Source organism: Vibrio sp. Vb0888 (genome assembly GCF_033338835.1).
Classification (GTDB): domain Bacteria; phylum Pseudomonadota; class Gammaproteobacteria; order Enterobacterales; family Vibrionaceae; genus Vibrio; species Vibrio alginolyticus.
This window is the reverse complement of record NZ_JAWOTL010000003.1, coordinates 87,946-100,933: the sequence shown is the minus strand read 5'-3', so window position 1 is coordinate 100,933 and position 12,988 is coordinate 87,946. Positions and strand designations below refer to the sequence as shown.

The 12,988-nt window shown below is 43.2% G+C and carries 10 protein-coding genes; 4 read left to right on the top strand and 6 right to left on the bottom strand.

Annotation, left to right across the window (positions count from 1 at the left end):
- Window positions 1-66: 66 nt before the first annotated feature.
- The 6 genes from R7P72_RS06570 to R7P72_RS06545 all read right to left on the bottom strand — a co-directional run bounded on the left by R7P72_RS06570 (window position 67) and on the right by R7P72_RS06545 (window position 7,093).
- Window positions 67-453, bottom strand: coding sequence for an ectoine synthase (locus tag R7P72_RS06570; protein WP_005377769.1), 387 nt, complete (start codon window positions 451-453; stop codon window positions 67-69).
- A 14-nt stretch (window positions 454-467) separates the two neighbouring features.
- Complete coding sequence (ectB, locus tag R7P72_RS06565) at window positions 468-1,733, bottom strand: diaminobutyrate--2-oxoglutarate transaminase (protein ID WP_017820939.1); 1,266 nt, start codon at window positions 1,731-1,733, stop codon at window positions 468-470.
- Between the two features lie 34 nt (window positions 1,734-1,767).
- Window positions 1,768-2,301, bottom strand: a complete 534-nt coding sequence (gene ectA, locus R7P72_RS06560) for a diaminobutyrate acetyltransferase (protein ID WP_005393379.1) — start codon at window positions 2,299-2,301, stop codon at window positions 1,768-1,770.
- Window positions 2,302-2,615: 314 nt separating this feature from the next.
- Entirely contained in the window at window positions 2,616-4,274 is a 1,659-nt protein-coding gene (locus R7P72_RS06555) for a BCCT family transporter (protein WP_005377772.1), read from the bottom strand.
- A 192-nt stretch (window positions 4,275-4,466) separates the two neighbouring features.
- Window positions 4,467-5,213 carry a 3'-5' exonuclease gene (locus R7P72_RS06550; protein ID WP_005377774.1) on the bottom strand — a complete coding sequence of 249 codons (747 nt, stop codon included), beginning with the start codon at window positions 5,211-5,213 and terminating at the stop codon, window positions 4,467-4,469.
- Entirely contained in the window at window positions 5,213-7,093 is a 1,881-nt protein-coding gene (locus tag R7P72_RS06545; protein ID WP_005377775.1) for a DUF294 nucleotidyltransferase-like domain-containing protein, read from the bottom strand. Before R7P72_RS06545 ends, R7P72_RS06550 begins: the two co-directional genes overlap by 1 nt.
- Window positions 7,094-7,531: 438 nt before the next feature.
- On the opposite strand from R7P72_RS06545, the gene proV reads away from it, so the two are divergent.
- The 4 genes from proV to R7P72_RS06525 all read left to right on the top strand — a co-directional run bounded on the left by proV (window position 7,532) and on the right by R7P72_RS06525 (window position 12,953).
- Window positions 7,532-8,719, top strand: a complete 1,188-nt coding sequence (gene proV / locus R7P72_RS06540) for a glycine betaine/L-proline ABC transporter ATP-binding protein ProV (RefSeq protein ID WP_005377777.1) — start codon at window positions 7,532-7,534, stop codon at window positions 8,717-8,719.
- A 4-nt stretch (window positions 8,720-8,723) separates the two neighbouring features.
- Window positions 8,724-9,809, top strand: coding sequence for a glycine betaine/L-proline ABC transporter permease ProW (gene proW, locus R7P72_RS06535; RefSeq protein WP_005377778.1), 1,086 nt, complete (start codon window positions 8,724-8,726; stop codon window positions 9,807-9,809).
- The gene (gene proX, locus R7P72_RS06530) at window positions 9,802-10,809 is read left to right on the top strand and encodes a glycine betaine/L-proline ABC transporter substrate-binding protein ProX (RefSeq protein ID WP_213907232.1); all 1,008 of its coding nucleotides are present in this window, start codon (window positions 9,802-9,804) and stop codon (window positions 10,807-10,809) included. Before proW ends, proX begins: the two co-directional genes overlap by 8 nt.
- Window positions 10,810-11,003: 194 nt before the next feature.
- Window positions 11,004-12,953, top strand: coding sequence for an LTA synthase family protein (locus R7P72_RS06525; RefSeq protein WP_005377780.1), 1,950 nt, complete (start codon window positions 11,004-11,006; stop codon window positions 12,951-12,953).
- Window positions 12,954-12,988 lie beyond the last annotated feature (35 nt).

Genomic DNA, 12,988 nt, shown 5'->3' with positions numbered 1-12,988 from the left:
TAACTTTAAAAAGAAAAAAGAAGAGATAGTAAAGTGTGGGGTGGCAAAGCACCCCACCATCATCTTTTAGTCAACGAGAGGATAAACACCGTTTTCATCGTGCACTTCAGCGCCAGTAATCGGTGGGTTAAACACACACGCCATTACCATTTCTTTATTCTTATAAGCTCTCAAGTAGTGCTCATCGTGTTTATCAAGGATGTATAATGTACCTGGTTTGATTGGGTACGTTTCTCCACCTACAACTTCAATCTCACCTTCACCACTCATACAAAACACCGATTCAAGGTGGTTTTGATAGTGAATATGAGTTTCTGTATCTTCATAAATCGTTGTGATGTGGAAAGAGAAACCCATGTTGTCGTCTTTCAACAACATGCGGACACTTTCCCAGTTATCTGAAACAACACGTCGTTCGCTGTTGCGGCATTCATCTAGAGTTCTGACGATCATAATTAAAATCCTTATTAAGATGCTTGTTTGAAATGTTTCGCAGCGATAGTCTCTACTGCATTTTCAAAGATGCTTAGTCCTTGATCTAGCTCTGATTCGCTGATGGTTAGTGGACAGAAGAACTTCACAACTTCATCGTCTGGACCCGCTGTCTCTATCACCATTCCATTCTCGAAACAGTTTTTCGCAATTTCAGATGCCATATCACCATTGATACATTCAATACCAACCATCATGCCGCGGCCTTTTTTCTGCACAAACATTTGAGGAAAGCGACGAACACAACGGTCAATCACTGCACTTACCTTGTCTGAACACTGCTTGATGTGTGTTTCAAAATCATCGTTTGCCCAGTAAATTTCTAGTGCTTTTGCAGCAGTAATAAAGGCGTGATTATTGCCACGGAACGTACCGTTATGCTCGCCTGGCTTCCACTGGTCAAGCTCAGGCTTAAGTAATACGACAGCCATCGGCAAACCGTAACCACCGATCGACTTCGATAGCGTCACGATATCCGGTTGGATACCAGACGGCTCGAAACTAAAGAAAGTACCAGTACGTCCGCAACCTGCTTGAATGTCATCGACAATCACAAGAATGTCATTGGCTTTACAGATTTTGCTCAAACGTTGTAACCACTCGTTTGAAGCAGCATTTAAACCACCTTCACCCTGCACAGTTTCAAGAAGTACAGCGGCTGGTTTATCCATACCTGCAGAGTTATCATTTAGCATGGTTTCGAACAGCGCGAGACCATCTACGCCAGCGTAACCTTCAAATGGAATACGAGTGACGTTACTTAGACTAGAACCGTTACCTTGTCTGTGATGCTGGTTACCCGTTGCAGCCAGTGCGCCAGCAGTACAACCATGGAAACCGTTAGTAAACGCAACGACGCTGTCGCGGCCTTTTACTTTTTTAGCCAGCTTCAATGCCGCCTCAACAGCGTTAGTACCTGTTGGGCCCGTAAACTGAACCTTGTAATCCAAGTTTCTTGGTTTAAGGATGTAAGTATCCAACGCTTCCAGAAACGATGCTTTCGCTTCTGAGTGCATATCCAAACCGTGAGTAATACCGTCCATTTCAATGTACTCAAGCAACGCTTGTTTTAGTACTGGATTGTTATGGCCGTAATTTAGAGATCCCGCTCCAGCAAGGAAGTCTAAGTATCGTTCACCTTGTTCTGTTTCTAGCCAGCAGCCTTTCGCTTTACGAAAAACGACCGGGAAATTGTTTGAATATGAGCGTACGTTGGATTCCTGCTTTTTGAAAATATCCATGATGAGACCGTTTTTAATTCCTATTGTTTGAGGATTATTTGAGAGGAATGCGATACAAATATTCTGTATCGTGTTTGCCTTTAAAGTGGGCTTCTTCATCCAAAAATGTGCTTACTTGGCCAGAATTGCCGTTCATCGCATCTAACTTTTTGAACAGTGCCCAAGAGGCTTTATTATCTTCCGTGATGGTAGTTTCTACCGATTTAACACCGCCTAATTCCTCTCGGGTGAGAAGTTCTTTCAACATGCGGAATGCTAAACCATGACCTCTAAAGCGAGGTGAGACTGCAACTTGCCAGACAAATAAAACGTCTTGCTCGTCTGGTTTCTGATAACCGGAAATGAAACCTGCGATTTCGCCTTTTTGCTCAACCAAAATACTGGTTTTGCTGAAATGCGTAGACTGTAGGAAATTGCAATAAGATGAGTTCATGTCCAATGGAGGACAGTCTGCAATCAAGCTGTAAATGTCGTCACCATCAGAGATTTTAGGCTCACGAAAAATCCATTTTTTACTTGAGTCTTCTCCAATCTCTGGATAAAGGACCCAAGGTGCTGATGTGATCATGTGAAAATACATATCCTTTGAGGTCTAATTAAATTTCCTTTTTATTATGGGCATCCCTCGCGACTAAAAATCAAATAATCCGCCTTTTTATCGGTATTTTTGTGATATCGATCACAAAAATAAACCTATTAACCAAAAGTTAAAATAGTTCGAGGTCTAATTTATTAAATAGTCACCTAAATGCACAGTACAAAAAACAACCAGAATAAGACCATTTTCCATGCTGTTCATTTCTCAGAGAAAAATAGAAATCCAAAAAAAAGCGGCATGCTTTCGCATACCGCTTTTATCAATAATTTAACTGCTGATACTAGTTATTTTGATTTCTTAGAAACCGCCTTTGGACGAGGTTCATCCATCAAACCTTTTATCAAAGATACCGTTGCAACAAGTAAAACAATAGTAAACGGTAAACCAGTCGTCACCGCCATTGCTTGAGCAGCAGCTAGACCACCACCCAACATCAATGCAATCGCAACCAAACCTTCAAACGTACACCAGAACACGCGTTGTGGCGTTGGTGCATCGACCTTACCGCCCGCAGCAATAGTATCAATAACCAGTGATCCTGAGTCAGAAGAGGTAATGAAGAACACCACGACTAAGATAATGCCGACAAAAGATGTTATCTCAGCCAATGGCATAACATCTAACATGGCAAAAAGTTTTAAAGGTAGTTCTGCGTTAAACACCGCCTCGTAGCCATCATTAACGTATTGGCTAATTGCGTTACCGCCAAAAGCCGTCATCCATAACACACAAACTGAAGATGGGATAAGAATAACGCAAATAATAAACTCACGAACTGAACGACCGCGAGACACACGTGCGATGAACATACCCACAAATGGTGACCAAGAAATCCACCACGCCCAGTAAAACGCCGTCCAGCCTTGAGAGTAATTCACATCCTCTCGTCCAAATGGCATAGATAAGGCAGGGATATTAGCCACATAGGAAACGATGTTCTCGAAGAAACCAGTTAAAATCGCAATCGTCGGGCCAACAACAATAACAAATAGCAATAGCAGCGCTGCAAGACCCATGTTGATTTCAGATAAGATTTTCACGCCCTTATCGAGTCCAGCCACAACAGAGATTAAAGCGAGCGCAGTAATACCAATAATCAATATAACCTGCGTGGTATTGGTCATTGGGACATCAAACAGGAAGTTCAAACCCGTTGCGGCTTGAGACGCACCGTAGCCTAGCGATGTTGCTAAACCAAAAACCGTCGCTACCACTGCAAGAATATCGATAATATGACCAGTCCAACCCCATACACGCTCACCAAACAAAGGGTAAAAAATTGAGCGCATGGTGAGTGGCAAACCTTTGTTAAATGAAAAGATAGCCAGTCCAAGAGCCAAGAGCGCGTATATTGACCACGGATGAAGTGCCCAGTGGTAAATCGTCGCAGCCATCCCTAATGCCGAAGCTGCAGTTGCATCGCCCTCTGCACCACCTAGCGGTGCCCAGTCAGTACGTACACCATTCTCAACGCTCACGCCACCAATCGCAGAACTAAAATGGGACATCGGTTCTGATACACCGAAGAATACGAGACCAATGCCCATACCTGCAGCAAATAGCATTGCCAACCATCCGGCATAGGAGTAATCCGGTGTTGCTTCAGTACCACCGATTCGCACACGGCCCAATGGTGTGAAGATCAATCCGACACAGACAATGACAAAAATATTACCTGAAGCGAGAAAAAACCAGTCTAAATTGTGTAACAAACCCGCTCGTAGGTCTGCAAAAAACGGCTCTACCTGTTCTCGGAATAATAGTGTTATCACAACAAACATGACGATTGCTAAGCCAGAAATTGCAAAAACACGGTTGTGAATATCAAGGCCAAATGGGCCTACCTTTAGCGCAACGTTATCCTGACCAATTTGATAGTCAGTATCTATTGCGTTTACTTTTCCATCGGGGCGTTGAATGCCACCGTTATTATCGGTGCTCACGGATAATCTCCTTAAAAATACGTGACCAAGTTTAAATTACTTTCGTCGGAGTTCGAGTAATGAAACGTCTTCATCACTACCAAGCACATGTTCATAAAACATTGTTCTTATAAGCGGTTACTCAATCCGCCATCATAATCTTAAAGCCCCCTATCTCTCATTGCATTTTATTGTTTTCACCATAAATAACGCCTATTGCCAAACCGAAGATATTGGCATGTTTCGATTAAAGTGATACTGCAGTTGTGCTTGAAACAGCTCCGCAGTTGCTAACGCATCCGTCAGGGCATGGTGAGGTTGATAAGCAGGGAGGCCATATCTTTCACGAGCGTGCCCTAATCGTACAGAACCGGGTTTCTTGCCTTTCAACTTATTGATAAAACCTCTGCATTCACGGCGTTGTATCGCATACTCAATATCTAACGTATCAACAACAGGAAACTGTATCCCCTCTCCGATGCTATTTAGCAAGGCGTTATTAAAGAACTGCCTTTCAATGTTCTTGTAGTGAACAAGTACCACTTTGCCTGACAACGCATCCAATATTTCACCCAAGATCTGAGACAGCTGCGGCGCGTTTTTAACCTCAGAGTCAGTGATACCGTGAATAATGACAGACTCGTGGTTTAACTCTCTGTTTGGGTTAACGACCCAATGAGCAGAGCCATTACATTGAACACGATCAATAGTAAACGGCACAAGTCCGATCGTGAGAATGACATCCTCTTCCGAGTTCAATCCTGTTGTCTCAAAGTCTACCGAGACAAATGGCACTTGTTCAATTGGTGTTTCCCCATTAACCATTGGTGTCGAATAATAGCGTTTGAGCCTCTGGTCTTTCGCTTCTTTAGCGAGTTGTTTGAACAACATTGACCACTCTGGCGTCTGGGATGTATCCAACAACGGCTGTTCTTTTTCTACTTTTTTTGAGAACCACATTATTTGCTACTTCTCTGGTATCGAAACTTAATGAAGTTCTGAGCGTTACTTAGAATTTGAAATGCTGCTTTTAAGTTTCGACGTTCAAATTCAGACATGTTCTCCGGCTCAATATTGTTGTCTGGCTCTTCTCCATTTTCTATATCAAGGGCTTGGTGACGAATTCGAACCATGTAGATTAGCTCCATCGCATCCCTTAAATCCAAACCTCGACCTTTCGGTAAAATGCCAGCATCATTAATGTCATCTAAACGGTCGAAAGAGTTTTGCGATCGCGAACCGATTGCCAGAGAATGCACCCGTATTAAATCGGCCAACGGAGCCGTCCCCCTTCGCTTCAAGTTAATCGAGTTGCGATGACGACCATCTTTCTCCATCACAAAGTCTTTGAAAAAGCCCAGTGGAGGCGTCCTACGTATTGCGTTATACGCCATACAAGCAAGAAAGCGGTTATTTCTTTTCGCTCGTCTCACAATAAAGCTGCTTAATTGCTCCGCCCATTTCACTCGCCCATGCACACCGAGGAGATCAAAAAAGATATTACTATTTAACAATCTCTCAGGAGTTGGATTGTCTATCCAGTTTCCAAAGCATTCTTCCCATTCTGCACGAGTTTTTCGCCATTCTGGGTTGGTAGCCATAATGTCTCCAGTACAATAAGCATAGCCGCATGCCGCTAAACCATCACAAACAAATTTAGCAAACTTTTCAAAGTACTCTCCGTGAATCTCAACGTCATAACTGTTATCGAGAATAAGGGCGTTATCTTGATCCGTTACAATTAGCTGCTCATCCCTCGCCATTGAACCCATTGCGACTAAACAATAAGGAATGGGCGCTGGGCCGAACTCTTGCTCAGCTAATTCAGCGAGGCGTTGTTTGAAACTACTGCCTATAACCGACATGGCTCGACCAATCATGTGCGCGTTGGCATCTTCATTGACCATCCTTACGAAACAGTCTTTTACTTGTTCAGAAACCTGCTTGAGATCCTCGACACTGGTTTGCTGAAAAATAGAGCTCACTAGCAATAGGCTGTTCTGAGATTCGTAACGAACGATGTCCGTCATGCCAATAATTCCTATCGGCTTTTTATCTTTTAAAATTGGTAAATGATGCACGTTGTAACGCAACATGGTTAACATGGCCTCAAACACATAGGCGTTATAATCCAATGAAACCACGTCATAACTCATGACCTCACTCACTGGAATATTGGTATCAATACCTTGAGCTAGTACGCGAATGCAAAGATCGCGATCAGTCAATATTCCAAGCAGCTGTTCATCATCTTCTTCTGTGAGCTCCTCTGTCGGGCGAATAATGAGCAGAGAGGTGACATTTTCCTCTGCCATTAGTATCGCAGCTTCCTGAATTGAAGCCGTTGCCTCCAGAGTTACTGGATCTCTTGCTAAGATTTTACGTGCCTTAGCGGTGGTAAAGTCATTGCTTTCGGAGCGGCTAGATATTGCGCTTCGCAAACGCGCGCTATCTTCCAGTTCCATGTAGTCCGCAAAGTTTTCAAACTCATCACAAAGTTCATTGAAGATGTTTTCCGGAATACAGTAAACGAGAGTGTCTTCTATCGCTTTGGCTGGCATACGTACGCGGTTGTTCATCAACAACCCCATCTGACCAAACAGTCCACCAGCATCAATCCTGTTGTAAAGTTCACCTTTACGTCGATAAATCTCTACCGCCCCACTTCTCACCATATACAAGTCGCGGATCGTATCTCCGAAGTTAAGGATTTTTGTTCCTTGCCGAAAGTATGCAACCTCGGCATTGAGAGCAATTTTTCTAAGCTGCTCTTCAGGTAGGTCATCAAAAGGTGGGTACTGGCTAATGAAATTGAGCACTTCTAACTGTTCGGCTTCCATTTTTTATTCCATACGTTGCCTAAACTACAGCGATAAATATCACCCTGAGTGAAATCAAGCAATAAATAAATCTAAGGATAACAGTACCTAACCGATTTCACAGGACCAAGCCTTAACCAAAAATTAGAGCTCTAACCTTTTTATATGTAGAGTTCTAAGCTATCACAGCTTATATCTATGCAAGCGAGTTGAGTTGAAATGTACAAAAAAATTCAAAATAAATTCAACCCTACGTCAGGGCAACGTTATGGCGGATAAAAACACATCACAAGCAATTGTTTTAAATATAAAAAATAAGAATTGAACATACCTTGCTCAACGAATTCTCTATGCACGGCAGAACTAGTTAACCACCCCCCTTTCGTTGAAAGTTGAACTAAAATTAATTAGAGTACAAATCGTTAAACAGTTATAAACACACGAAAAAGGACAGATAACATGGATCCCATACTGGAAGTTAAGGGACTGTATAAAGTGTTTGGAGAAGACCCAGAGAGAGCCTTCTCGCTTATCGACAAAGGCGTCGATAAAGACGGTATTTTTGAACAGACAGGTTTAACAGTCGGCGTAAACGATGTATCTCTCACCATAAATGAAGGGGAAATTTTCGTAATCATGGGCCTTTCTGGCTCCGGGAAATCCACCCTTGTTCGACTTCTTAACCGGCTCATTGAGCCGACTAAAGGTAGTGTTTATCTCAAAGGAAGAGATATCGCCCACATCTCCGAGAATGAACTTCGAGAAGTTCGTCGTAATAATATCTCAATGGTGTTTCAAAGTTTCGCACTCATGCCACACATGACGGTGATTGAAAATGCCGCCTTTGGTTTAGAACTTGCCGGCATCGATGTTAATGAGCGTCAGAAAAGTGCCCTTTCCGCCTTAGAAAGAGTGGGTTTAGACCCTTATGCAGAATCTTTCCCTGACGAATTATCCGGTGGTATGAAACAGCGCGTTGGTTTAGCGAGAGCGTTAGCCTGTGATCCTGACATCCTATTAATGGACGAGGCGTTTTCCGCTTTAGACCCATTGATCCGTTCTGAGATGCAAGATGAGCTTATTCGTCTACAGAACGATGACAAACGCACAATTGTCTTCATTTCTCATGATTTGGATGAAGCAATGCGCATTGGCGACCGCATCGCCATCATGCAAAACGGTGAAGTTGTTCAGGTTGGTACACCTGATGAAATATTACACAGTCCAGCAAATGATTATGTCGAAGCGTTTTTCCGCGGCGTAAACATCGCAAGTGTCTTGACAGCAAAAGATATCGCGCGCAAGAAGCCAGCGGCTGTTTTTAAGAAATCGGAAAATGACGGTCCAGGCTCTGCGATGCAGATTCTGATGGATCACGACCGTGATTACGGCATTGTCGTCGATAAATCTAGCCGATATTCCGGCATCGTATCTCTTGATTCACTACGTTTGGCTCATAAAGAAAACCGTTCGTTAGCCAGTGCTCAATTACCGGATGAAGTTACTCTTCAGCCTGATCAGTCAATTAATGACATTTTGGGTCTGGTTGCTGGTGTTCCTTATGCCGTGCCTGTCGTAGATGAGAAAGGAACTTACTTTGGTGTCGTGACTAAATCACGTCTTCTACAAACACTAGATAAGGATTAACACGATGTCTTCAGAGCAAACTAACAATGATCCCTGGTCAAATACTGCTCCTGCGCAAGATGATCCTTGGTCGCAAGGTACAGAGGCCGCGCCAAGTAATGATTGGCTCAACTCAGAAACTGTAGAGCAAGCGCCATTCGATATTATGAACCCATTCCAAGATGCGGTTTTACCCCTCGATAGCTGGGTAGAATCCGGTTTGAACTGGCTGGTGGAACATGGTCGACCTGTTTTCCAAGCAATACGAGTTCCAATCGACTTTATTCTAACGTCGTTTGAAACTGCTTTGGTGTCTACACCTGCGCCTATAATGGTACTCATTTTATTTTTGCTAGCGTGGCAGTTTTCCAATGTAAAACTTGGTTTTTCTACTCTTGTATCCCTTGTTTTCATCGGCCTAATTGGTGCGTGGTCACAAGCGATGACAACGCTAGCACTGGTGTTAACCGCCGTTTTCTTCTGTTTGCTTATAGGGCTACCAATGGGGATATGGTTGGCAAGGAGCCAAACCGCTGCCAAATTTGTTAGGCCAATATTAGATGCAATGCAAACGACTCCCGCGTTCGTTTACCTTGTGCCAATTGTTATGTTGTTTGGTATTGGTAACGTTCCTGGCGTAGTAGTAACGATCATTTTCGCCCTGCCTCCCGTTGTGCGCCTGACTATTTTAGGTATTCAGCAAGTACCTGAAGAGCTTATCGAAGCTGGCCACTCTTTCGGGGCAAACAAAAAACAGATGCTTTATCGCATCCAGTTACCGTTGGCGTTACCAACTATCATGGCAGGTGTAAACCAAACCTTAATGCTGTCACTTTCTATGGTAGTGATTGCTTCAATGATTGCTGTTGGCGGCTTAGGCCAAATGGTACTTCGTGGTATTGGCCGACTTGATATGGGTCTTGCTGCCGTTGGTGGCTTAGGCATCGTTATTCTTGCGATTTTGTTAGACCGTATCACCCAGGTGTTAGGGGTTAATGCGGGCAACACTAAACTTCGCTGGTATCACACAGGTCCTGTTTCATACCTATTAAAACTGAAAACAAAGACGAACCAAGACGATCTAAAACTTAGGAGAAACATCAATGAATAATTCATGGAAGAAAGCGCTCTCTGTTGGAGCTCTAAGTACTATCGCATTTTCAACTTATGGTGTTGCAAGTGAACTACCGGGTGAAGGTGTCACTGTTCAGCCTGTTCAATCAACCGTTGCAGAAGAAACATTTCAAACGTTGATCGTAAACCGCGCACTTGAAGAGCTTGGTTACGATGTTAAACCGACCAAAGAAGTGGACTACAACGTAGGCTACACCTCTATTGCTAAAGGTGATGCTACTTTCTTAGCGGTTGGTTGGTTCCCTCTTCACGCCGATAAGTACACGATGTCGGGCGGTGATGATAAGTTCTTCCGTAAAGGCCAATACATAAGTGGTGCTGCGCAAGGTTATTTGATCGATAAGAAAACCGCGGAAAAATATAACATCACTAACATTGGTCAGTTAAAAGATCCAAAATTGGCGAAGCTATTCGATGCAAACGGCGATGGCAAAGCGGACTTAACTGGTTGTAACCCAGGTTGGGGGTGTGAAATGGTTGTTGAGCATCAGTTGGATGCTTTCAAACTTCGTGGCACAGTAACACACAACCAAGGTAACTACGCGGCGATTATCGCTGATACGATCTCACGTTACAAAAAAGGCGATCCGATTCTTTACTACACTTGGACACCGTACTGGGTAAGTGGCGTTTTAGTTCCAGGGAAAGATGTTGTGTGGTTAGAAGTGCCATTCTCTTCACTTCCTGGTGAGCGTAAGGACATTGATACGACACTAGAGAACGGTAAGAACTACGGCTTCGAGATGAACTCTATGCGCATCGTTGCCAATAAAGAGTTTACGGAAAAAAACCCTGCTGCTGCGAAGCTATTTGAAATCATCAAACTAAATATCAATGATGTTAGTGCTCAGAATATGATGATGAGCCAAGGTAAGAACAGCTCAGCGGACATCGAGTCTCATGTAAATGGTTGGATCAAAGCGAACCAGAAAAAGTTCGACGCATGGGTCGAAGAAGCGAAGAAAGCCGCAATGTAATCATGCCTTTATCAACCTCTAGAGCCAGTTGGTGTTATCAACTGGCTCTTTTTTTACACAAACGCCCCTCCCCCTTACATAGACATACCAACACTTACACTACTCGACCATAAACCCACATTATAATTCACGTTTATTTCACGCTTGCTTTGCTAAAAACAACACAACATAACAATTAAACTATTCGAATAAATATGAAAAACTTATCAAAGAGCTCTGTGTGGGGGCCTTTGCAGCCAATTGCTGCCTTTTCTTTGTTTTCGCTTCTATTTCTGTCTATCTCAAGAGTTTTGCTAGCTTTTTGGCAGATTGACCGTATTGACTCTCTAAACGACTTAATTTACATCCTAGGTCAAGGTTTGCGCGTAGATATTGCAACGCTTTGCTGGTTATTTATTCTTCCAGCACTGTTTTCAACCTTCATGCCATTAACCGGTAAGATGGGAGAGTGTTGGAAGCGAATATTACGCATATGGATGGTTTTAGGGCTTTGGGTGCTTGTATACATGGAGCTAGCAACAGCGCCATTCATTCAGGAATACGACCTACGTCCAAACCGCCTGTTTGTGGAATACTTAATCTACCCAAAAGAAGTCTTGAGTATGCTCTGGACTGGCTACAAATTAGAACTGTTTATTGGTGCGTTAGGTACAGTTTTAACCATCACTTTAGGTTGGAAGTGGAGTAAGAAACTGACCGATAAGGCGCAGCAGGTCAACTGGAAATGGCGACCACTATTGGCACTTTTCGTTGTTCTTTTTGGGGTTGCAGGTGCTCGCTCATCTTTAGGGCACCGCCCGCTAAATCCTGCTATGGTCGCCTTTTCTAACGATCCACTGCTTAACGACTTAGCACTGAACTCATCTTACTCATTGTTGTTTGCGGTTAATAGCATGAAGTCAGAAAAGAGTGCTGAGCAGTTCTACGGAAAAATGGACACTCAAAAGATGTTGGAATTAGTTCGCACTTCATCAACAAAGTCCGACTTCACCCCTTCATTACTCCCAACCATGAACAGTAACCCCGCGACTTACCAGGGTAAACATAAAAACTTAGTGATTTTGCTACAAGAAAGCTTAGGCGCCCAATTTGTCGGTGCTTTGGGTGGTTTACCTCTAACACCAAACCTTGATGAACTCATGAAGGAAGGTTGGCAGTTCACACAAATGTACGCCACTGGTACTCGTTCTGTTCGTGGAATTGAAGCCGTAACCACGGGCTTTCCTCCATCTCCGTCTCGCGCGGTAGTGAAGCTGAGTAAAAGCCAAACGGGTTTCTTTACCATCGCGGACTTACTGAAAGCTCAAGGCTATCACACGCAATTTATTTACGGCGGTGAAGCCAACTTTGACAACATGAAAACTTTCTTCTTTGGTAACGGTTTTGATCAAATAGTAGAAGAAGACGATTATAACAACCCAAGCTTTGTTGGCTCTTGGGGTGTTAGTGATGAAGATCTATATAACAAAGCAAACGAAGAGTTTGAACGCCTTTCAAAAAGCGACAAACCTTTTTTTAGCTTAGTTTTTACGTCAAGTAATCATAGCCCTTATGAGTATCCAAAAGGCAAAATTGAGCCATACGATTCAGAATATATGACGCGTAAGAACGCCGTTAAATATTCCGATTACGCTTTGGGTACTTTCTTTGAAAAGGCGAAAAAGTCATCTTATTGGGATGATACCATTTTCATTGTAATTGCAGATCATGATGCACGTGTTTCTGGCGCTAACCTTGTTCCAGTTAAGCACTTTCACATTCCAGCATTGATCCTTGGTAAAGGCATTCAACCACGTAAAGATGACCGCATAGCAAACAACATAGACATGCCGCCTACACTGTTATCTCTGATTGGGGTAGATGCTAAAACACCGATGATTGGTCGTGATTTAACGAAGCCACTGGCTCGCGAAGATGAACGCGCAATGATGCAATACGACAAAAACTTTGGTTATTTAACGCGCGACAATCTCGTTGTGCTTTCCCCTGGTGAAAAGATATCGACCCTGGCGTACGACTTTAAAGACCAAACCATGAAGCCGCTAGAGGTGGACGAGTCTATTATCGAGCGTGCAAAAGCAAACGCATTATTTGCATCTAAAGCGTATCAAAACAACTGGTATTCTTCCAAACACACTCATTAATACCAATGATTCCGCTGATAAAAAGGAGCTAAACG